At 74.2% G+C, this 21,300-nt stretch carries 19 protein-coding genes; 11 read left to right on the top strand and 8 right to left on the bottom strand.

The features are described 5' to 3' along the window. The first annotated feature begins 43 nt into the window (after positions 1 to 43). The 3 genes from ACFW1A_RS07715 (at position 44) to ACFW1A_RS07705 (ending at position 4,387) form a co-directional block, all read left to right on the top strand. The gene (locus tag ACFW1A_RS07715) at positions 44 to 1,339 is read left to right on the top strand and encodes a cytochrome P450 (RefSeq protein WP_380405881.1); all 1,296 of its coding nucleotides are present in this window, start codon (positions 44 to 46) and stop codon (positions 1,337 to 1,339) included. A gap of 182 nt (positions 1,340 to 1,521) precedes the next feature. Continuing rightward, positions 1,522 to 2,346 carry a class I SAM-dependent methyltransferase gene (locus tag ACFW1A_RS07710; protein WP_380405878.1) on the top strand — a complete coding sequence of 275 codons (825 nt, stop codon included), beginning with the start codon at positions 1,522 to 1,524 and terminating at the stop codon, positions 2,344 to 2,346. A gap of 97 nt (positions 2,347 to 2,443) precedes the next feature. After that, positions 2,444 to 4,387: a hypothetical protein gene (locus ACFW1A_RS07705; RefSeq protein WP_380405875.1), complete on the top strand. Its 1,944-nt coding sequence runs from the start codon at positions 2,444 to 2,446 to the stop codon at positions 4,385 to 4,387. Positions 4,388 to 4,396: 9 nt separating this feature from the next. On the opposite strand, the gene ACFW1A_RS07700 is transcribed toward ACFW1A_RS07705, so the two are convergent. Next, positions 4,397 to 5,308, bottom strand: a complete 912-nt coding sequence (locus tag ACFW1A_RS07700) for a phosphorothioated DNA-binding restriction endonuclease (RefSeq protein WP_380405872.1) — start codon at positions 5,306 to 5,308, stop codon at positions 4,397 to 4,399. Positions 5,309 to 5,356: 48 nt separating this feature from the next. Beyond that, the gene (locus tag ACFW1A_RS07695; protein WP_380405870.1) at positions 5,357 to 6,019 is read right to left on the bottom strand and encodes an NADPH-dependent FMN reductase; all 663 of its coding nucleotides are present in this window, start codon (positions 6,017 to 6,019) and stop codon (positions 5,357 to 5,359) included. 172 nt (positions 6,020 to 6,191) lie between these two features. On the opposite strand from ACFW1A_RS07695, the gene ACFW1A_RS07690 reads away from it, so the two are divergent. The 3 genes from ACFW1A_RS07690 to ACFW1A_RS07680 all read left to right on the top strand — a co-directional run bounded on the left by ACFW1A_RS07690 (position 6,192) and on the right by ACFW1A_RS07680 (position 9,233). Continuing rightward, entirely contained in the window at positions 6,192 to 6,530 is a 339-nt protein-coding gene (locus ACFW1A_RS07690; protein ID WP_380405867.1) for a hypothetical protein, read from the top strand. Continuing rightward, a complete protein-coding gene (locus ACFW1A_RS07685; RefSeq protein ID WP_380405865.1) occupies positions 6,527 to 8,317 on the top strand; it encodes a GMC family oxidoreductase in 1,791 nt (596 codons plus the stop codon). The genes ACFW1A_RS07690 and ACFW1A_RS07685 overlap by 4 nt, the downstream gene beginning before the upstream one ends. 73 nt (positions 8,318 to 8,390) lie before the next feature. Continuing rightward, entirely contained in the window at positions 8,391 to 9,233 is an 843-nt protein-coding gene (locus ACFW1A_RS07680; protein WP_380405862.1) for a hypothetical protein, read from the top strand. A 48-nt stretch (positions 9,234 to 9,281) separates the two neighbouring features. Here the strand turns inward: ACFW1A_RS07680 and ACFW1A_RS07675 are convergent, their stop codons facing one another. After that, positions 9,282 to 9,674, bottom strand: a complete 393-nt coding sequence (locus tag ACFW1A_RS07675) for a nuclear transport factor 2 family protein (RefSeq protein WP_380405859.1) — start codon at positions 9,672 to 9,674, stop codon at positions 9,282 to 9,284. 154 nt (positions 9,675 to 9,828) lie between these two features. On the opposite strand from ACFW1A_RS07675, the gene ACFW1A_RS07670 reads away from it, so the two are divergent. The 5 genes from ACFW1A_RS07670 (at position 9,829) to ACFW1A_RS07650 (ending at position 15,010) form a co-directional block, all read left to right on the top strand. Continuing rightward, the gene (locus tag ACFW1A_RS07670) at positions 9,829 to 10,398 is read left to right on the top strand and encodes a PadR family transcriptional regulator (protein WP_380405856.1); all 570 of its coding nucleotides are present in this window, start codon (positions 9,829 to 9,831) and stop codon (positions 10,396 to 10,398) included. Between the two features lie 148 nt (positions 10,399 to 10,546). Further along, positions 10,547 to 10,900: a hypothetical protein gene (locus tag ACFW1A_RS07665; protein WP_380405853.1), complete on the top strand. Its 354-nt coding sequence runs from the start codon at positions 10,547 to 10,549 to the stop codon at positions 10,898 to 10,900. A 278-nt stretch (positions 10,901 to 11,178) separates the two neighbouring features. After that, on the top strand, positions 11,179 to 13,131 hold the full coding sequence (locus tag ACFW1A_RS07660) for a glycoside hydrolase family 5 protein (RefSeq protein WP_380405851.1): 1,953 nt from the start codon (positions 11,179 to 11,181) through the stop codon (positions 13,129 to 13,131). Positions 13,132 to 13,297: 166 nt separating this feature from the next. Further along, entirely contained in the window at positions 13,298 to 13,759 is a 462-nt protein-coding gene (locus ACFW1A_RS07655; RefSeq protein WP_380405848.1) for an ATP-binding protein, read from the top strand. A 393-nt stretch (positions 13,760 to 14,152) separates the two neighbouring features. Continuing rightward, the gene (locus ACFW1A_RS07650) at positions 14,153 to 15,010 is read left to right on the top strand and encodes an SMP-30/gluconolactonase/LRE family protein (protein ID WP_380405845.1); all 858 of its coding nucleotides are present in this window, start codon (positions 14,153 to 14,155) and stop codon (positions 15,008 to 15,010) included. Positions 15,011 to 15,017: 7 nt separating this feature from the next. On the opposite strand, the gene ACFW1A_RS07645 is transcribed toward ACFW1A_RS07650, so the two are convergent. From ACFW1A_RS07645 to ACFW1A_RS07625, 5 genes are all read right to left on the bottom strand, one after another. Beyond that, entirely contained in the window at positions 15,018 to 15,530 is a 513-nt protein-coding gene (locus ACFW1A_RS07645) for a hypothetical protein (protein ID WP_380405842.1), read from the bottom strand. Positions 15,531 to 15,634: 104 nt separating this feature from the next. Next, a complete protein-coding gene (locus tag ACFW1A_RS07640; protein WP_380405840.1) occupies positions 15,635 to 17,665 on the bottom strand; it encodes a glycosyl hydrolase family 28-related protein in 2,031 nt (676 codons plus the stop codon). A 21-nt stretch (positions 17,666 to 17,686) separates the two neighbouring features. Next, positions 17,687 to 19,321, bottom strand: a complete 1,635-nt coding sequence (locus ACFW1A_RS07635) for a glycoside hydrolase family 13 protein (RefSeq protein ID WP_380405837.1) — start codon at positions 19,319 to 19,321, stop codon at positions 17,687 to 17,689. 126 nt (positions 19,322 to 19,447) lie between these two features. Next, positions 19,448 to 20,323 (bottom strand): carbohydrate ABC transporter permease, encoded by an 876-nt coding sequence (locus ACFW1A_RS07630; RefSeq protein ID WP_380405834.1) that lies wholly within the window; start codon positions 20,321 to 20,323, stop codon positions 19,448 to 19,450. 1 nt (position 20,324) lies between these two features. Further along, positions 20,325 to 21,263 (bottom strand): carbohydrate ABC transporter permease, encoded by a 939-nt coding sequence (locus tag ACFW1A_RS07625; RefSeq protein WP_380405831.1) that lies wholly within the window; start codon positions 21,261 to 21,263, stop codon positions 20,325 to 20,327. Positions 21,264 to 21,300 lie beyond the last annotated feature (37 nt).

The raw sequence follows: 21,300 nt of genomic DNA, 5'->3' as shown, positions 1-21,300 counted from the left end.
CTCGGGACCCACCGCCCGTAGTCCTTGGCGTACAGTCCGTCAGGTGACCACAGAGACCGTACCCCTGTTGGATCCCGCCGACGTGGCCCGCTGGCGGGCGGGCGGCGGCGAGCTCGTCGAGCTGCTCGCCCTGGCCCGGGCCGCCTGCGGGCCGGTGGCCGGGATCCCGCTCGGCGGACCGCAGCCGACCGTGCTGGTCACCGAACCGCGGGCCGTGCAGCACGTGCTGGGCCAGTACCCCGACCGCTACGTGAAGCGCTCGCACCGCGCCCGGCTGCTGGTCGGCGACGGGGTGCTGTCCGCCACCGGCGACGCCTGGAAGCGGCAACGGCGCCTGCTGCAGTCCCAGTTCACCGGCCCCGGGATGCGCCGCTACGAGCAGCGGATCACGGCGGCCGCCCGACACACCGCCGAGCGCTGGGCCGGCTGCGCCGCCAGCGGCGAACCGCTCGACATCGGCGAGGAGTTGCGCCGCTTCGCGCTGGACACCATCTGGCGGGCGCTCACCGGTCACCCGCTGGACGCCGGCACCGAGGCCGAGCTGGCCGCGATCCCCGCCGTGGTCGCGGTGCTGCCCGGCCTGCCGGCCGAAGCGGCCGACGCCCGGCAGGCGGTCGCCGGCGAACTGGCCCGGATCGACGCGGCCGCCCACCGTGCCATCGAGGCCGCCCGGCGCACGCCGGCCGGGCCGGACGGGCCCGGCCTGCTGCACGTGCTGCTGGACGCCGCCGTCGAACGCCCCGAGTACACCGACACCCTGATCCGGGACGAGCTGGTCACCCTGCTGATGGCCGGCCACGAGACCACCGCCACCACACTGACCTGGCTCTACCTGCTGCTGGACGCCAACCCGAAGGCGCGCGGGCAGGCCCTGGCCGCCGGTCCGGCCGGCTCCGCGGAGCGGCGCGAGGCGCTGCTGGCCCTGGTGCAGGAGACCCTGCGGCTCTACCCGTCGGCCTGGATCCTGCCCCGGCACGCGGCCGAGGACGACGTCCTGGCCGGCCACCCGATCGCCGCCGGCACCGACCTGCTGGTCTCGCCGTACCTCACCCACCGCGACCCCGACCTCTGGCCCGACCCCGAGCGGTTCGACCCCACCCGCTTCACCACCCCCGGCGCCCGCCCCACCCACCCGGGCGCCTACTACCCCTTCGGCCTCGGCGCCCGCGCCTGCCTGGGCCTGCAGTTCGCCCTGCGCGAGAGCGTGACCCTGCTGGAGCACCTGCTCCCGCTGCACACCGTCGAGTTCGCCTCGGTCCCCACCGGCGCCACCTACGGCATCACGGTCCGCCCGGACGGGCCGACCCCGGCGGTCCTGGGGTGGGCGCACCCCGCATGACCCCGGTCGGTCCGTGGCCGGGCGACGCGCGCGCCGGAGTGGCCGGCCGACCCCGGTCCGCAGCGGCGCCGCCGGCCCCGGCAGCAGGACCGGCGCCTCGACCTCGCGGACGGCGCCCTGGTCGTCAGCACGTCCGCGGATCGGCGGGTGTGACGGAGCGCCCGTTCGCATAGGGTCGATCCATGACCGCTCTGCTGACCGCCGAAGACTTCCTGCGCGCCTTCCACGACCGCACGCCCGGGCTGCAGTCCGCGGCCACCGAGGCCGGGCCCGCCGCGGACGGGACGACCAGTTACCAGGCGCTCGCCGCCCGGGTGGCCGGGGCGCGCAGGGTGCTGGACCTGGGGTGCGCGGACGGCGCGCTGCTCGACCTGCTGGCGGGGCAGGGGGCCGAGGTGCTGGCCGGGATCGACCTGTCGGCCGGGGAGCTGGCGCTCGCCCGGCGGCGGCCGGCCCTCGCGGGGGCCGAGCTGCACCAGGGGCGGGCGCAGGAACTGCCGTTCGCGGACGACAGCTTCGACGCCGTCGTCTCGCACATGGCGCTGATGCTGATGACCGACGTCGAGCAGGTCGTCCGGGAGGCGGCCCGGGTGCTGCGCCCGGGCGGCACGCTCGCCGTCGCGGTGGGCGGCGGCCCGGTGGCGGGCGAGGCGATCGAGCTCTTCCTCACCCTGGCCCGGCCGTCCTTCGCGTCGGTGCCCGCCGAGCGCCGGATGCCCCGGCTGGGCGACCGCCGCAGCCGCTCGCGCGAGGGCCTGGACGAGCTCCTGGTCCCGGCCGGCTTCACCCCGGTGACCTGGGAGTCGATCGCCATCGACCTCGGCGGTGACCCGGACCACTGCTGGCAGACCCTCACCAGGGCCTTCTACGACGTGACCACGCTGGACCAGGCCCAGACCGCCGCGCTGCACGACGCGTTCCTCACCGAGGTCCACCCCCGCCGGAACGCCGACGGCCACGTCCCGTGCGGCATGCTGATCAACCTCGCGACGGCCCGGCTGGGCTGACCGCGGCTCCCGGTCGGGCGGCCCCGCAGCGGGTGGGGGTCGGCGGACGGGATAGCCTCGGTGGTCGAACAGTCGGGCAAGTACGTGGGGGAACAGCATGCAGCACCCGGAGTGCGGCGACCAGCGGCTGACGGCGGAGGGCGAGGTGGCCGTCGCCCGGCTCGCGCTGCACGAGGGGGACCTGGCGCACGCGGCGAACCACGTCGCGGACGCCATGGTGGCCGATCCGCAGTTGCCCGAGGTGCACGAGGTGCTCGCCGAGCTGTGGGGGCGGGCCGGGGGGCCGGCGGCGGCCCGGGAGCTGTTCCCGCTGACGGAGCAGCAGTACCTGGGCACCGTGGTCTGCCGGGCCCAGGTGGAGGCGGCGGCCGGCGACGTCGACCAGGCCGTGCTGCTGCTCGCCTCGGCCGTCCGGTTCGCGCCCGAGGCGCCCTGGTGCGCCGTGGCCTGGCTCGGCGCGCCCGAACTGCCCGGGCGGCTGGACCCCGAGACGCTCGCCCAGGCCGTCACCCGGGTCAACGGCGGCCTGCCGGACCGGGTGCCCGAGCCGCAGCGCGCCGTGCTGCGCCCGTTCGAGCAGCTGGTCCGGGCGGCCACCGCGCTGCACCCCGAGCACACCCTGCTGACCTGCATGGCCTCCGCACTGGTCCGCCGCCTGGGCGACCCGGAGGAGGCGGTCCGGCTGGCCGAGCACGCGCAGCGGGTGGCCCCCGGGCACATGCCCGCCGTGATGCTGGGCAACGCGCTGCGCGCCGCCGGGCGGCCGGAGCAGGCGCTGGCGGTCTGGGAGACGCAGCTGGCCGAGCAGTTCGACGGCTACCTCGCGGTGGACGTGGCCGAGCTGTACGCCGCGCTCGGCCGCCCGGAGGCCGGCCTGCCCTGGCTCGAGCGCACCCTGGCCGCCGAGCCGGACCACCCCAAGGCCGGCCCGGCCCTGCACGGTCTGCGCCACCGGATCGACGGCGGCACCCGGCACCTGCTCGCGCTGAACGACCACTTCCGGGCGCACCCCGACCACGAGTACGCGCCCGCCCTGCTGGCCGAGCTGAGCCGGCGCGAGCCCTGGCTGGGCGTGGTGCACCCGGCCGTCGAGGCGACCGTCAACCTGATCCACCAGTTCCAGAAGTCGCCGAAGACCCACCGGGACGACGAGATCGCCTGCACCTCCTCCCAGTTGGAGCCGCCCAGCTCGCGGCTGGCGTTGGCGCTCGCCTTCCCGCGCGCCACCATCGAGTACCAGTCGGTGCCCGACCCCGACCCGCGGCTGACCCTGCGTGAGGTCTCCACCTGGATCTGGGAGTTCGACGGCACCACTGCCGTGCCCGCCGTCGCGCCGCCGTCCGCGGCGGGCGCGGAGCTGATCCGGTCCACCACCGAGATCGCCTGGCCCACCCTCTCCGCCGCCTACGACCACGCCGTCCGGCTGGCCGGCCTGCCGCTGGCCGATCTGCTCGGTGCGCTGGCCCACCCGCCGGCCCCGCGCGAGGACGAACTGGGCCGGGCCCTGCTGGGCGGTCAGCCGGAGCTGTGGGTCCGCGCCGTCCAGGCCTTCGCCTGCCTGGGCATCGCCCACCTGCGCACCGAGCAGCCCTGGCTGGAGTCGCAGCGCCGCGAGGTGCTGGTCGACCTGCTGCTCGGCTCCGAGGACTGGGTCGCCGAGGCGGCGGGCTTCGCCCTGGTGGCCGTCGCCTGGACCCACCCCGAGACCCGCGAGGACGTCGCGGCCCGGCTGCTGGACCGCCTGCTGGACGTGGCCGAGTGCTCGATGGAGCGCGAGGTGACGATCCTCCAGTCCGTCTGCGCCCTGATGCTCTGCTGCCCCTGGCTGGACGAGCGCGGCCTCGGCCTGGCCCGTGACCTCGCCGCCCGCGACCGAGCCCAGCGCGAGCAGGTCACCCCGCAGGACGAGCAGACCCGCCGTCAGGTCACCGAGCGCGCCGCCCAGCTCGGCGGCGCCGGACCGCAGCCGCCCGCCGCACCGCCGGCCGGGCAGTCGGCCGACCGGCCGGGGCGGCTGGGGAAGCTGTTCCGCCGCCGCTGAGCGGCGCCGTCACGCCGTGACGGGGGTGCGCGGCGCACCGTGGAAGACCTGGCCGACGTGCCACTCCCGGTGCCGCCGCGCCACCGGCGCGACCCCCCGCTGCGGGCCGATCACCGGACGCCCGGCGAGTTCCAGCACCTGCCGGCGGCTGGCCGGGTTGCGCCCGACGAAGCGCTGCGACACCAGGATGCGGTGGCCCTCCCCCACCCCCAGCACGCCCTTGTCGAACAGCTTGTGGTGCAGCGAGCAGAGGCAGAGCCCGTTGTCCACCTCGTCCGGCCCGTCGTGCGACCACCACCGCACGTGGGCCGCCTCCAGCCCCACCGTGCCGGCCCCGAGCGCTCCGTCGTACCCGCAGAAGGCGCACTGGAACTCGTACGCGGTCAGCACGAGTTCGCGCATCCGCCGGTCCCGCCCGCGGCGGGCCGCGGCGGCCGGGGCGGAGCCGGACCGGCCGGGGAGCTCGGCGAGCTCCAGGTCGAGGCCGACCGCCTCGCACAGGTCCACGTGCAGCGAGGGCGGGAAGTGGGTGTCCAGCAGCACCCGGGCCAGCCGCCCCAGCAGCGAGCCGTCCCGCGCCAGTTCGGCCCGCAGCTCGCGGGCGAGCCGGCCGGTCGCCCCGCTCTCGCGCAGCACGGTGATCCCGCTGCCGGGGCTGCCCGGGCCCCGGTCGGTGCTGACCTCCCACACCCCGTCGCTGACCAGGTGGTGGAACGGGTAGGCCGGCGTGGTCCGGTGCCCGGGCCCGTACTCGGCGAGCAGCCGCTGCAGCTCCTGTTCCACCGCGCTGTACCGCAGTGCGCCGTCCGCGTCCTGCTGGTAGCTGCCGAGCGCGTACAGCATCAGCAGCGGCTTGTGCGGCGCCCGCACGCCGTTGCCGCTCCACCGCCGCAGCTTCGCCACCTGATCGAGCCAGTCCATGCGCGTCAGGGTAGTTGCCACCGCCGACGCCGGTCGGCGCCCGGGACTTCAGTCCTCCGCGCGCTGGGTGACCGGGTCCTCGGAGCGGTCGCCGAGGAACTCGTACCAGCGGCGGCTCAGGCAGACGTAGCGGACGTCGGCCTCGACCAGGCCCAGGAAGCCGGACACGGTGTCGGAGAGCCGGGCCCGCAGGCCCTCGTCCGCCAGGTCCCCGTCCTCGGTGAACGCGTGGTGGGCGTTGGCCAGGCTGAACATGTCGGGGTAGACCCGGGTGCCCAGGTGCTCCAGCGGGACGCGCAGCGCCCACAGCCCCCGGTTGCCGCCGACCAGGGAGGGCGACGCGGAGACCAGCAGCGCGTGCTTGGTCTTGAAGGGCTGCGGCTGGACCCGGGAGACCCAGTCGATCGCGTTCTTCAACACGCCCGGGACCGAGGCGTTGTACTCCGGGGAGGAGATGATGAAGGCGTCGCACTGCTCCAGCCGCGCCCGCAGCGCCAGGGCGCCGGCGGGCAGGCCGGCGCCCTGCTCGACGTCGCCGTCGTAGAGCGGCATGTCGAACTCGTGCATGCCGGCCAGGTCGGCGGTGGCCCCGGCGTCGGTCACCAGCCGGGCCACCAGGGCGGCGAGGCGCGCGTTGACCGAGCCGGTCCGCAGTGCGGCGCCGAAGACGAGCACCCGCAGCGGGTCGGGGCGGTCGGCGTTCGTGGTCATGAGGCAGTCCTTGGGGTAGCGGGACGGGTCGGCATCCACTCTGCTCGGGCGCGGGTGGCAGGAGCCCCCGACATGCCGGAGCGGGGCCGAGTTCCGAGCCTTCGTGCCGCGGCACCGATCAACGCCGCGACTTTGACGCATACCTGACCATTCGTGGGGCAGGTATGCCGCCGTGCCTGATCAACGCAGTGAGTTCATCGCCCGCTCTGCCGAGCTGACCGGCTTCTCCGCGGACGAGTTGCTCGCCACCGGCGTGGTGGACGAGTACCTCGCCGTGGTCGTCCGCGAGCTCGGGATCGACCGGTACTGCCGACTGCTGCTGGACGATCCGGACCCGGCCGCTGCCAGGGCGGTCACCCGGCTCTGGTACACGGGCAGTTGGGACAGCGGCGGCGACACCTACGTGGTCTCGCCGCGGGCCTACGCCGCCGGTCTGGTCTGGCGCGCGATCGGGGTGCCGGCGCCCGGGACCGCGGGCGCCGGGTACGGCAGTTGGGCCACGGCGCCGTGACCGGGCCGTACGACGTCGTCGTGGTGGGCGCGGGCGTCGCCGGGTCGCTGGTGGCCAAGCGGCTGGGTGAGCGCGGGCTGCGGGTCCTGGTGCTGGAGGCGGGCGACCGGCACCCCGGCCACCGGGCGGCGCTGGACCACTACTCCACCGCCCCCGCCAAGGTCCCCGGCTCGCCGTACCACCCGCAGCCCGCCGCCCCCTGGCCCGAGGTCACCGACCTGACGGGGCTGCCCGACGGCGGCTTCCGGGCCACCGGCCACCTGCGCCAGCGCGGTGAACTGCCCTACGGCAGCGGGTACCTGCGCGTGAACGGCGGGACCGGCAACGTGTGGACCGGCCTCGCACCGCGGATGCTCCCCGAGGACTTCCGCACCGAGCAGTTCGGCTACGGCCGCGACTGGCCGTTGGGCTACCCCGACCTGGAGCCGTACTACCGCGCCGCCGAACGGGAGTTGGGCGTCTGCGCGGACGTGGCCGAGCAGCGCGCGGGCGTGGGCCTGCCGTTCCCGGACGCCTACGACTTCCCCATGCGCGCCCTGCCGCCGAGCCACCTGGACCAGGTGCTGGCCCGGCAGTTGGACGGGCGCCGGGTGGTGGACCCGGTCGCGGACGAGGCGGTGGAGCTGCGGGTGGTCGGCACGCCGCACGCGCGCAACGGCACGCCCAACCCGGGCTACACCCCGCTCGGCGCGGACGGACGCCCGGACCCCGCCAGCCGCTGCCGGGGCAGCGCCAGCTGCATCCCGCACTGCCCGACCCGGGCCAAGTACACGCCGCTGCGGACCCAGGCCCAGTGGGCCGGCTCGGTCACGCTGCGGGAGCGCGCCGTGGTCTGCCGGGTGCTGGTCGACCCGGCGGGCCGGGCCCGCGGGGTCGAGTACCGCGACCACGCGGGCCGCCCGCACACCGTCGCGGCGCCGACCGTCGTGCTGACGGCGCACGCGATCGAGAACGCCCGGCTGCTGCTCCTGTCCGGTCTGGCCAACCGCAGCGACCAGTTGGGCCGCAACCTGATGGACCATCCGGTGCTGCTCACCTGGGGCCTGCTGCCCGAACGGGTCGGCCCGTACCGCGGGCCCGGCTCGACCTCCGGCTTCGAGGGCTTCCGTGCGGGACCGGGCCGGCGCGCCCGGGCCCCGTTCCGGATCGAGATCGGCAACTGGGGCTGGGTCTGGGCCACCGGCCCGGTGGACGGCGAGGTGGACCGACTGCTCCGCGCGGGCCTCACCGGGCCGGCGCTGCGCGCGGCCCTGGCGGACCGGATCGGACGTCAGTTCACCCTCCAGTTCGAGCTGGAGCAGGCGCCGGACCCCGCCAACCGGGTCACCCTGCACCCGACCGAACGGGACGGCCTCGGCCTGCCCCGCCCACTCGTCGACTACCGGCTCTCGGAGCACGTCAAGGACGGCATGGCCGCGGCGCGGGCCGTCTCCGACCAGCTCTTCGCGCTGCTCGGCGCCGAGGACCACACCGACTACGCGCCGGCCGCCGCCTGGCCGGGCCGGTTCGAGCACCGCGGCCGCAGCTACGGCTACCGGGGCGCGGGGCACGGCGCGGGCACCCACATCATGGGCGGCTCGCCCGTCGACTCGGTGGTCGACCAGTGGCAGCAGTGCTGGGACCACCCCGGCCTGTACGCCGTCGGGTGCGGCAGCATGCCCTCCGTCGCCACCGCCAACCCCACCCTGACCATGGCCGCCCTGGCGCTGCGCAGCGCCGACCGGATCGCGGCGGCCCCGGCCGCCGCCGGCCGCCCCGTCCACCTGTCCCACGGAGGAGCCCTGTGACCGAGCGAGACGAACGCACCACCCCGGGGCGCGCGGGGGCACCCGCCCCCGCCGGGCGCAGCGAGGTGGGCGCATGAGCCCGCTGCCCCTGCCACCGATCGCCGAGCCCTACCACCTGCCGTTCCACTACGGGGCGCTGCACATGGTCGGGGTGGACTGGCTGGTCGACCCCGAGCCGGCCAGGGCGCTGCTGGCCAAGCAGCACCCGGCCCTGGCCGTCGCCGAGTTCGGCGGCCGGGCGCTGGTCTCGCTCAACTTCCAGCTGTACTTCGCGCAGTACGCCACCGGCGGCGGGATCACGCAGGAGGTCGAGTTCACCGTCCTCGCCCACCCGGCCGACGCCGCCGGCCGGGTGCCCGAGGTCGACTACCCGCAGTACGCGCAGGGGTGGGACCAGACCCGGCTGCTCGGGATCGCCCGGCTCCACGTGGTCTGCGACAACCCGATCGCCATCGACGCCGGCCGCCGGCTGTTCGCCGAGCCCAAGTACCCGGGCTGGTTCGAGTGCAGCATGCCCTCCCCCAACGGCCCGCCCTGCGACGCCTGGTCGGTGCGCTGCCGGGACGCCCACGCCGGGCCCGACGGCGCCCTGGTGCGGGAGCCGCACGAGCTGTTCGCCTTCTCGGTCGACCTCGCCGACCTGCCGTCGGTGCCGGTGAACAACAGCCCGGTGACCGGCTACGGCACCACCGCCGAGGGCCGCGCGCTCGCGGGCCCGATGGCGATCCACCAGCCCGGGCGCTGGTGGGGGTTCGACGACCGCACGGCCGAGCGGGCCCGGTTGACCGTCCTGGATCCCACCGGCGGGCTCGGCCGGGACCTGGCGGACCTGATCGGCGAGGCACCCGCCGCCGGCGCCTGGAGCTACCAGTCGGCGCCGGTCGCCGCGCACAACCGCCCGTACTACCTGCACTGAGCGGCCGGGCGGTCGCCCGGTCCGGTCCGCCCCCGGTCCGGCGGCCGCTCAGCCCTGCGCGGCCTCGGCCGCGATCCGCTCGAACTGGGCGCCCATCGCCTCGGCGAGCGCCTGGGCGGCGGAGAGCGGGCGGACCATGACGGTGAACTCGTCGATCAGCCCGTCCTCGTCGAAGTGCAGGAAGTCGCAGCCCTGGATCTCCTTGCCGGCCACGGTGGCGGTGAAGACCAGGGCGTGGTCGCGGCCGCCGGGGTCGGCGATCTCGCGCTGGTAGCTGAAGTCCTCGAAGACCCGCATCACCCCGCGCAGGATCGCGGCGGTGATCGGCTTGCCCGGGTAGGGCTTGAAGGCGACGGGGCTGGTGAACACGACGTCGTCGGCGAGCAGGGCCTCGATGGCTCCGGCGTCGCGGTCCTCGACGGCCTTGCGGAAGGGGTGCACGGGCGGGACTCCGATCCTCGGATACTCAACAAGTTGACTAGCTACGTCCGCGAGTATGGGTGGCGCACGGCGGCGTGTCCAGGCCCGACCGCCCGCTCCCGCCCGCGCCGCCCGGCCCGGCCGCCCCGGTGGGCGCCGGTGCTAGCGTGACCGCATGGCACTTCGCAACGCGGTGATGGCCGCCCTGCTGGAGGGCGAGGCCTCCGGCTACGACCTGGCCAAGGCCTTCGACGCGTCGGTGGCCAACTTCTGGACCGCCACGCCCCAGCAGCTCTACCGCGAGCTGGACCGGATGGCGGCCGAGGGACTGATCGCCGCCCGCGTGGTCGAGCAGGACAAGCGGCCCAACAAGCGCCTCTTCTCGCTCACCGAGGCCGGCTTCGCCGCCGTCCACGCCTACACCGCGGAGCAGTCGAGCAAGCCCAGCGCGATCCGCGACGAACTCCTGGTCAAGGTGCAGACGGTGGACGCCGGCGACGCGGCCGCCGTGCGCGCCGGGATCGCCGAGCGGGTGCTGTGGGCCCGGGCCAAGCTGGCCCGCTACGAGCGGCTGCAGGCCCGACTGCTGGACGGCCGCACCGAGCAGCAGCACCTGGCCGGGGCCGAGCGGATCGGGCCCTACCTGACCCTGCTGCGCGGCATGGCCTTCGAGCGCGAGAACGTCCGCTGGGGCGAGCTGGCGCTGCTCGTCCTGGACCGCCGGGCGGACCGCGCGCAGGGCTGACGGCCCGCCAGGGGCCCGCGCGAGCACCGGACCGCCGTCCGGTCCGGCAGCTCGTGAACCACCAGGACCGGGGAAAATCCGGTGGCCGGCGGTCCCGACCTGCGGGTACGGTCCAACTCCCCTGATCCCGAGACCGAGAGCACCTGCCATGACCAGCCAGTCCCCGACCACCACCCTCTGGCGGCCCACCGGCCCCACCGAGCTGGCCCTGGTCCGCGAGCTGGACTGGCGCGGCTGGCCGCCCCGCCTGCCCGAGCAGCCGATCTTCTACCCGGTGCTCAACGAGGACTACGCGATCCGGATCGCCCGCGACTGGAACGTCAAGCACAGCGGCGTCGGCTACGTGACCCGCTTCGAGGTCGACTCCGCGTTCCTGCGCCGCTACCCGGTCCAGCAGGTGGGCGGGCGGACCATCCTGGAGCTGTGGGTGCCGGCCGAGGAGCTGGACGAGTTCAACGCCCACATCGTCGGCCCGATCGAGGTCGTGCACGAGTTCCGCTGACGGCGGGTCGAGCGGCCCGGGCGAAGCGCCGGCGTCGCACCCGTGAACCCTTGGCGCGGCATGACGAATTCTGCGCTCTTCGGGCCGCGACAGCGCAGCACTGCGCTAGCTTTCCGATGCCGACCGGAGCGGCAGCGAGCGGGCACGAGCGTCCGGGCCACCCCGCTGCGGCCGGCTCCGGCGGGTGCGGCGGACCGGTCGGCACCGTACCGCCGGCGCGGCGGAGGCGGGATGATGGGCCGTCACCATGACATGCCCTCACCAGACCCGGGATTGTGATGAGAAGACTCGGCCTCCGCGCCCTGGCAGTAGCAGCGTCGTTCTCCGCCTTCGTCACCACGGCCTTCCTGACCTGCGCGGTCGCGCCCGCCGCGGCGACCGCGGCGACCACGGTGCAGGCCGGGGCACCCGTCCCGCTCACCGGCCCGCAGTTGGCCGCGTCCTGGACCGGTCCGCTCAGCACCCGCGGCCGCTACATCGTCGACGCGACCGGCAACCGGTTCAAGCTCAAGGCCGGCAACTGGTCCGGCGCCCAGGGCACCTGGGAGGGCAGCGGGGACGCGAACGACCCGGCGAACAACCAGGCCGGGCAGGTCTCGCACAACATCCCGCTCGGCCTGGACCGCGCGCCGCTCACCGAGATCCTGACGGGCTTCCACCAGTTGGGCCTGAACGCGATCCGGCTGCCGTTCGCCGACGCGCTGGTCCACGACACCAGCACCGTGCCCGACGCCGCGGTGGCGGCCAATCCGCAACTGCGCGGCCTGACCCCGCTCCAGGTCTACGACGCCGTGGTGGCCGCGCTCACCGGCGACGGCTTCGCGGTCGTCCTCAACAACCACACCACCGGCTACCGCTTCTGCTGCGGCCTGGACGGCAACGAGCGCTGGAACAGCGGCCAGACCACCCAGCAGTGGGAGGACGACTGGCTGTTCATGGTGAACCGCTACAAGGGCGACAAGCGCGTGGTCGGCGCCGACCTGCGCAACGAGGTCCGCCGCGACACCTGGGACGACCCCAACTGGGGCTGGTACGACGGGCACGACGAGTACGCCGCCTTCGAGGAGGCCGGCAACCGGATCCTGCAGGCCGACCCCGACCTGCTGGTCGTCATGGAGGGGATCAACTGGTACGGCATCCCGTCCGCCCTGTTCAGCCACGGCCGCCCGATGCTCACCCCGGTGGCCACCCTCTCCAACACGCTGATCCAGTCGAACAAGCTGGTCTACTCGGCGCACTTCTACGCCTACACCGGGCCCGCCAACACCGGTGCCGGCAGCGGCGCGGGCGCCACCGGCGACCCGCGCTACGAGGACTTCACCCCCGACCAGCTCGCCCAGGTGGTCGACCAGGAGGCCCTGTTCGTCACCCGGTCCGGCCAGCACTTCACCGCGCCGGTCTGGGTCAGCGAGTTCGGCGCGGCCGGGCGCGGGTCCACCGACGCCAAGGAGCAGGCCTGGTTCGACGCCTTCACCGACATCCTGGTGAAGAACGACACCGACTTCGCGGTCTGGCCGCTGGTCGGCTGGTCGGACGCCAACGGCACCCCCCAGGACAGCTGGGCGATGCTCTCCTACGGCAGCACCGGCAGGCAGCAGGGCGTCGAGGACGGCGGCGACTGGCGGGCCCCCGACTGGAACAAGCTGGTCGGCGCGCCCACGTACACCGGCCAGGTCGCACCGGTCACCCGCTGGAACATGCTCGACCTGGACCACGCCGACTACGACGTCTCCGCGCGCATGCTCGCCCGGTCCGACTGGTCCAGCGGCAACCGGAAGGGCGACTGCCCCGACGGCCAGCGGCTGGCGGGCCTGGGGCGCGGCGACAGCCGGGGCCTGTGCACCGACAGCGGCGAGCCGACCACGGGCGGCACCGCGTGGACCACCGTCACCGACGAGCGCTACGTCACCGAGGGTGACTGGGCGTCGGGCTACAACAAGCTCCAGTGCCCGGACAACACCTTCGCCGTCGGCTACAGCGTCAACGGCAACGCGATGGCCGCCCTGCTCTGCGCACCGGCGGGCCGGTCCCTGCCCACCGCCGGCCACGACACCTGGTTCGACCACGGCGACAACCGCCCCGCCGGCGCCGGATCCACCGGCAGCGACTGGGCGCCCGGCTCCTACAAGGGCCAGTGCGCCGACGGCGAGTACGTCGCCGGCGTCGCCTACACCTGGAAGTGGCTCCAGTACGGCGTCCCCGACGCCCTCCTCTGCCGTCCGCTGTCCTGACCCGCAGCACCCCCGAGCCGCCCGGCCGCACCACTACCCACGTAGGCCGCTTTGATTGCGTATACGCCCTTTGCGCTCCCCTCATTGCTCCCCGGTGCAACCGGGGCGCAGGGTCGGAAGCAGCCCGCCGAGGCGTCACCGAGGCGGGACGACCCAGGAGCACCCCATGGTCATCGTCGAGGACCGCCCCACCGCAGTCGCCCTCCCCGCCCCTGCCGCGAGCCCCGCGGCCACCGCCGGGACGGCCCTGTGCACCATGTCCGCCACGGAGGCCGCCGTGCCGGCCCTGCGGCGGTTCGCCCGCACCGCCGGGCACCACTGGTCCGTCCCCGCGGACACCCTGGACGCCCTGTCACTGGTGGTGACCGAGTTGGTCACCAACGCCGTCCTGCACAGCGGCAGCCCCGACGTCACCGTGCTGCTCGTCCGGCACGGCCCCGCGCTCACCGTGGAGGTCAAGGACTGCGGTCAGTGGCGGGTCCGCGCGGCCCGGCGCCGGGTGCCCGAGGACGCGGGCGCCGCCTGCGGGCGCGGCCTGGACCTGGTGAAACGCCTCACCACGGCCTGGCTGGCCCACCTCTCCCCGGCCGGCACCTGCGTGGTGGCCACCCTCTCGCTGGCGGACTGACCCGCCGCGCTGATTCCCAGGGGCCCAGGTCGCACCTGGGCCCCTGGGAAGGGGGCGGAACTCCCCGCAGCCGGGACGGCGTTCGGGTGGGGCCGGCGCCGGCACCGCCACCTGCGGAGTCCGCCTGGCGATGAAGCCTGCGCGACCTGACGGGCCAGCGTCAAGATATTTACATAATTAATGTCCACCGCTACCGTGCCTCCCATGACCGAGCAGAGCCCCGTCCGCCGAGGGTGCCCAGGTGGCCGCGGTGGACCCCGCGGACCGGCGTCGGCCGGGCGGGCGGCGTGGACGCCGGACCGGCACGGCCCCGTACCGGCGCCGCCCCGCTGGATACCCTGACTCCGACCGGCCGTCAGGACCCACCCGACAGCTCTCCGGAATCGAGGACCCGTGACCGACCCGCACCCCCTGGTCTGGGCACCCGCCGACCACCAGCTCGCCGAAGGCGCCCGCTGGGTGGACGGGCGCCTGGTGCACACCGACATCCTCACCGGGCGCCTCTTCGAGCTGCCGGCCGGCTCCCGCGACCGGCGCGAACTGCTCAGCCTGGACGTCCCGCTGGGCGCCGTCGCCCCGGTCGCCGGTCGGCCCGGGCACTGGATCGCGGCCGCCGGCACCGGCATCGCCCTGCTCGCCCCCGACGGCGGCGTCGAGTGGCTGGCCCGCCCCGAGCAGGACGCCGCCACGCCGGCCCGGATGAACGACGGCGTCTGCGACCCGCGCGGCCGGTTCTGGGCCGGCAGCCTGGCCTACGACACCACCCCCGGCGCCGGCTCGCTCTACCGCACCGACCCCGACGGCTCCGTGCACCGGGTGCTCAGCGGGCTCACCATCGTCAACGGCCCGGCCTTCGGCCCGGACGCCCGCGAGCTCTTCGTGGCCGACAGCGCCGCCGGACGGATCCTGCGGGTCGGCCTGGACGAGGCCGGCGACCCGCGGGAGACCGAGGTGTTCGCCCAGGTCACCGAGGGCGAGCCGGACGGCATGACCGTCGACACCGAGGGCCACCTCTGGGTGGCGGTCTGGGGCGGTGGCGTGATCCACCGCTACGCCCCCGACGGCACCCTGGTGGCCCGCCTCCCCGTCCCCGTCCCCCAGCCGACCTCGGTCTGCCTCCACCCCGACCAGGGCCTGCTCTTCGTCACCTCGGCCGCGATCGGCCTGGCCGACCCCGGGCTCTCCGGCTCGCTGCTGGCGCTGCCGGTCGACGCCCGCGGGCTGCCGGCCACCGCCTACGCCGCGGGCTGACGCCCCGTCACCGTCCGATCCCCTCCAGCTCCCGGACGGTGATCGGGACGTCCCGCGGGTTGAACCGCTCGTACACGTAGAACCAGGATCCGTCCGCGCACCGGATCAGGTACTCCTTGAACGCGCACACCGCCAGGGTGTCCGGGTCCCACACCGCCAGGCCGCTGCCGAGCAGTTCGCGGTACTGCGGGGTGGCGCGCCCGCGCAGCCGGTGGCCGAGCGGGGTGTCCTCACCACCCAACCAGCCCGCGCCGGAGCGCGGGTACAGCACCCGGTTCGCGCTGACCCGGTGCCCCTGGGCGGTGCGCAGCTCGGAGGTGCGCAGGACCAGCGGGACCGACTCGGCCACCGCCAGGGCGCGCCGGGCGGATGCGGGTAACTCACCCACCGTCGCGGGTATCTGGGTGAGCACCCGGACGATGAGCGGCTCCTCCAGCAGGGCCTCCAGCAGGAGCGTGGTGGAGCCGTCGGAACCGAGCAGGAGCCTGGTCACGCTGGGCAGCGAGGACGGGCCGGGCATGGGAGGGCCTCCGGGGAATTCCGGGGAACAGGGGCGCGGGATGCTTCCGCGCCCCTTCATCCTATGAGTTCGCCGGCGAAACCTTCCTGCCCGTCAGCTCCCGCCTACGGCCACGGAGTCGGCGCCGGCGGCGGGACCACGTCGGGCCGGTCCGCGCAGGTGATCGTGTTCGGCAGCTCCCAGGGCGCCAGCCAGGCGCCCGTGGTGCCGCCGCCGGTGTTGCCGCCCAGGTCGGTCAGGCCGAACTCGGAGCCGGCCGCGGTGAAGTGGAACGACCCGCAGTTGTTCACCCCGACCGCGCCGACGTTGCGCGCCACCACGTTCTGGAAGGTCGCCCCGCCCGCCGCCCGGGCGCTGACCACGTCCGTGCCGGTGCCGTCCACCTGGATGTCCTTGAAGTGCACGTTGCTGATCGTGTACTGGTCCTTCACCGGCCAGTCGGAGACCATCATGATCGCGGCGTAGGTGTTGTCCAGGAAGTGGTCCCCGGTCACCTCCACGTCGGCGTCCAGGCTGTGCTGCTGGGCCATCAGCCAGATCGCGCCCAGGCCGATCTTCCAGTTGAGCTCGAACGTGCCGGCCCGGACCGTGGTGTTGTCGGTCACCTTCTCGGTGCCGGCGAACGGGACGGCGTCGAACCGGGTGCCCAGGTGGATCGCGCTGCCCTCGCGGATCGGGTCCGCGACCAGGTTGCCGTTCACGGTCAGGTCGGTGCCGCCGTACAGCGCGATGCCGTTGGCCAGCACCGGGGTCTGCACGGTGTTGTGGTCGATCAGGTCGCGCTGGTCGGCGGCGGGCTGGGACCAGAGCGCGATGCCGTCGTCGCCGGTGTTGCGGACGAAGTTCTGGCTGACCGTCGAATCGGTCACGCCGCCGTGGAAGTTGATCCCGTCCGCGACGGTGTCGGCGATCTGGTTGCCGGTGATCCGCAGGTGCGACATCGGGCCGTCCAGCCAGACGCCCACCTTGGTGTGGTGGATGTACAGGCCCTCGATGCTGGAGTCGCTGAACGCGCCGCCGACGCCGTTGACCTGGTCGGTGTCGATCCGCTCCCGCACGTCGCCCTCGATGGCGAAGCCGGACAGGTGCACGTCGTGGCTGCCGCCGTCCGCCGCCGACTTGCCGTAGAAGCCGACCCCGGTGTGCACCGAGCCGTCGGGAGCCGGCTGGTCCAGCGTCACCTGGTGGCCCTTGATGACGGTGTACCAGCTGCCCGCGCCCTGGACGGTCACGTGGTCGACGACGATGTGCCGGTTCACCTGGAAGGTGCCCGGCGGCACGTAGACCGGCCGCCCGGTCAGCCGGGCCACCGCGATCGCGGCGTCGAAGGCGTCGGAGCTCTCCCGGCGGCCGCTCGGGTCGGCGCCGAAGTCGACCACGTTCAGCGCCCGGTCCGGGGCCCGCTCGGGCCGCTGGACCCGCTGGCTGTCCAGCACGTCGACGGTGGTGGCCACCGCCCCGGCGCCGGTCGGCACCTGCAGCCGCACCACGTCGCCGGCCTGGTAGGTGTGGTCGAGCAGCAGCCGCTGCTCGTCGTAGAAGTGGCTGGGCCGGAACGGCGTCGGGAAGGTCGGCGCCGGGGTCGTCTGGTTCGGCACGCAGCCGCACTCGGTGGTCCACCAGTCCGGGTGCAGCGGGCCGGCGGCGGGGTCGTTGCTGAACGGGTACTCGTTGTACAGCCAGGCGTACTGCGAGGTCAGCGTCATGCTCTGGCGGTGGTGGCCGTTGACCGTGACGTCCAGCGGGGCGGTCCGACCGCCGCCGCCGGGCGCGTCCGGGATGCTGTAGCGCACCGTGATCGCGTTGGTCGCGGCCGGCAGCGTGAACTCGACGTACTGGCCGGGGGCGAGGGTGACGGCGCTGCGGCCGGTGGCCTCGGAGGCCAGGGTGTACGGGGTGGTGTCGGACGCGAGCACGGTGCCGTCGGTGACGGCGTCGCCGGCGCGCTGCTCGGCGAAGTCGACGGCCGCGCCGCGCCCGGCGACCAGGGCCGGGTCGAGGCCGGCCCGGGTGACCGCCGGACCGGCGGCCGGGTGGCGGTTCCCGTCGGCGTGCGCGACGCCGATCGGGGCGGCGGCGAGCAGGCCGGCGGCCAGCGCTGCCGCGCCGAGTCTGCGGCTGGAGGGGGTGACCATCAGTTCTCTCCTAAGGGGACGTCAGACCTGGAGCCAGAGGGCGGTGTCCGGCGGCACCTCACCGGCGGCGCCGAGCGGACCGCTGGCGAGCAGCACGGTGCCGGGGACCGGCAGTTCGACCGCACGGTCCGAGAGGTTGACCACGCACGCGAACGACTCGCCGCGCCGGAAGGCCAGCACCCCGGCGGGCGCCTCCAGCCAGCTCAGCTCGCCGCCGCGCAGCTCGGCCAGGTCGCGCCGGGCGTGCAGCGCGGAGCGGTAGAGCGCCAGCATCGAGTCGGGGTCGTCCTGCTGCGCCGCCACGGTGTGCGCGTGCCACTGCGCGGGCTGCGGCAGCCACGGCTCGGCGGTGGCGTCCGCCGGGCTGAACCCGAACGGCGCGGCGGCGCCGGACCACGGCAGCGGCACCCGGCAGCCGTCCCGGCCGGGGTCGGCGGGGTTGCGCCCCTTGCGCTCCCACATCGGGTCCTGGCGCAGCTCGTCGGGGATCTCCTCGACCTCCCACAGGCCGAGCTCCTCGCCCTGGTAGAGGTAGACCGAGCCGGGCAGCGCCTGGGTGAGCAGCGCGGCGGCGCGGGCCCGGCGGGCGCCGAGCGCCAGGTCGACCGGACGGCCGTGGTGGCGGGCGTAGATGGCGAAGGAGGTGTCCTCCCGGCCGTACCGGGTGACCACCCGGTCCACGTCGTGGTTGGACAGCACCCAGGTGGCCGGCGCGTGCACCGCGCGGTGCAGCCGCAGCGTGTCGTCGATCACCGCGCGCAGCGCCTTGGCGTCCCAGGCGCACTCCAGGTAGGGGAAGTTGAAGATGGTGTGCAGCTCGCCCGGGCGCAGGTAGCGGGCCAGCCGCTCGGCGTCGGGCAGCCAGACCTCGCCGATCAGCACCCGGCCGCCGGAGTAGGAGTCGGCCACCCGGCGCCAGGAGCGGTAGACCTGGTGCACCTCCTCGCGGTCGGTGTAGGCGCGCTCCTCGGGGTCGTCCACCGGCAGCGCCGGGTCCTTGATCAGCAGGGCGGCCGAGTCGACCCGGAAGCCGTCGGCGCCGCGGTCGAACCAGAACCGCAGCACCCGCTCGAACTCGTCCCGCACCTCGGGGTGGTCCCAGTTGAAGTCGGGCTGCTCGGGGGCGAACAGGTGCAGGTACCACTCCCCCGGGGTGCCGTCCGGGTCGGTCGTGCGGGACCAGGCCGGGCCGCCGAAGAAGCCCTGCCAGTTGGTCGGCGGCAGCTCCCCGTCGGCGCCGCGGCCGGGGCGGAACCAGAACCGCTCGCGCTCCGGCGAGCCGGGTCCGGCGGCCAGCGCGGCCCGGAACCACGGGTTCTGGTCCGAGGTGTGGTTCGGGACCACGTCGACGACGACCCGGATGCCGAGGGCGTGGGCCTGTCGGATCAGCTCCTCCGCCTCGGCGAGGGTGCCGAACAGCGGGTCGATCTGCCGGTAGTCGGCCACGTCGTAGCCCGCGTCGGCCTGCGGTGAGGCGTACCAGGGGTTGAACCAGATGGCGTCGATGCCGAGTTCGGCGAGGTAGGGCAGGCGTGCCAGGACCCCGGCCAGATCGCCCACGCCGTTGCCGTCGGCGTCGGCGAAACTGCGGGGGTAGATCTGGTAGATCGCGGCGTGGCGCCACCAGTCGAGCGCCTGCGCTCCGGGGACGGGCACGGTGGACCTGCTTTCTGTAGTTCCGTCGGAGGGGGCCGCCGCCCCGGCCCGCACCGGTCAGGGCGGCTGGGACGGGGCGGCGGGGCACGAGTCAGCTGACAGCGAGTCAACTCGTGAGGGGGTGACTCAGCCCTTCAGGCTGCCGGCGGTGAGACCCGCCATGATGTTGCGCTGGAAGACCAGGAACAGCGCGATGGTCGGGATCGAGGCCAGGAAGAGGCCGGCGATCAGCGAGTTCTGCGGCATCGAGGTGGCGGCGGTGTTCACGCCCACGTTGAGCGTCTCGTGCGAGGGCACCGTGATCAGCGGCCAGAGGAAGTCCTTCCAGACCGCGACCAGGCCGAAGATCGAGACGACGCCGAGGATCGGCCGGGAGATCGGCAGCACCACCGACCACAGGGTGCGCAGCGGGCCCGCGCCGTCGATCGCGGCCGCGTCCAGCAGTTCGTCCGGGATCGAGTCGAAGAACCGCTTGAGCAGGAAGACGTTGAAGGCGTTGGCCACCGTGGGCAGCCAGATCACCCACGGGGTGTCCTGCAGGTTCCAGTGCACCAGCGGCAGGTCGAGCACGGTGAGGTACTGCGGGATGACCAGCGCGGCGGCCGGGATCATCATCGAGGCCAGCATCATGCCGAGGATCACGTTGCCCAGCACGGGGCGCAGCTTGGACAGCGAGTAGGCCGCCGCCACGCAGAAGATGAGCTGGAACAGCAGCGCGCCGCCGGCGTACACCGCGGTGTTCAGCAGCAGTTGCGCCATGCCGAGCCGGGACCAGGCCTCGGTGAACGCCTGGAAGCTCGGGTGCGACGGGAACAGCGTGGGCGGGGTGCGCACCAGCTCCTGGGAGGACTTGAATCCTCCGGTGGCCATCCAGTAGAGCGGTCCGAGGAAGCTCACCGTGGCGCCGGCCAGGACCAGGGCGAGCACGGCCCGGTAGGTCCGCCGCCCGCGCGGGCGGGCCAGCTGCACCGGGGAGATCAGGGTGCGGGTGGTGGAAGCCATCTCAGTCCTCCCGACCGCGGCGCTCGAGCCACAGGTAGAGCGCGGAGAAGCAGCCGAGGACCAGGAGCATGATCACGCCCAGGGCTGCCGCGGTGTTGAACTTGTCGTAGTTGAAGGCGTAGTCGTACAGGAGGTAGACCACGGTGGTGGTGGAGCCCTGCGGGCCGCCGCCGGTGAGCACGAAGGACTCGGTGAACATCTGCATGGTGGCGACCACCTGCAGCATCAGCATCAGCGAGAGGATCAGCCGGGTCTGCGGCACGGTGACGTGCCAGATCCGCTGCAGCAGGTTGGCGCCGTCGAGTTCGGCCGCCTCGTAGAGCTCGCCCGGGATGCCCTGCAGCGCGGCCAGGTAGACCAGGGTGGCGCTGCCCATGTTGCCCCAGGTGGAGACCAGCACCAGCGAGGGCATCGCGGTGCCCTTGGCGGCCAGCCAGCTGGAGGTCGGCAGGTGCAGCGCGTGCAGCACCTGGTTGAACAGGCCGTAGCCCGGGTCCATGAAGTACTTGAAGAGCAGGATCCCCGCGACCGGCGGCAGCATCACCGGCAGGTAGACCAGGATCCGCAGGTAGCTCTGGGCGTGCCGCAGTTCGTTGATCACGATCGCGGAGACGAACGGGACGACGAACCCGATCACCAGGGCGATCCCGGTGAACTCCAGGGTGTTGCCCCAGGCCGACCAGAACTCCGGGTCCGCGGTGATCTGGCGGTAGTTGGCCAGGCCCACCCAGGTGGTCTGGCCGTGGTGCACCCGTTGGAACGACATGGTGATCTCGCGGACCATCGGGTACCAGGTGAACAGCACGAAGCAGAGCAGTGCTCCGGCCAGGAACCCGTGTGCGCGCAGGTTCCGCGACACGGCGCGGCGCCAGGCGGCGGCGGGACGCGCTCGGCGCGGCCGGGCGGCGCGGGTCCGCTCGCGCGTCAGCGTGACAGCCATGGGTGTGACTCCTCGGGGATCGTGGTGGTGCGGGCCG

It is taken from the genome of Kitasatospora sp. NPDC058965 (assembly GCF_042741245.1).
GTDB lineage: Bacteria > Actinomycetota > Actinomycetes > Streptomycetales > Streptomycetaceae > Kitasatospora.
Note: the sequence above shows the minus strand (reverse complement) of the source record. Positions and strands in the feature narration are given on the sequence as shown.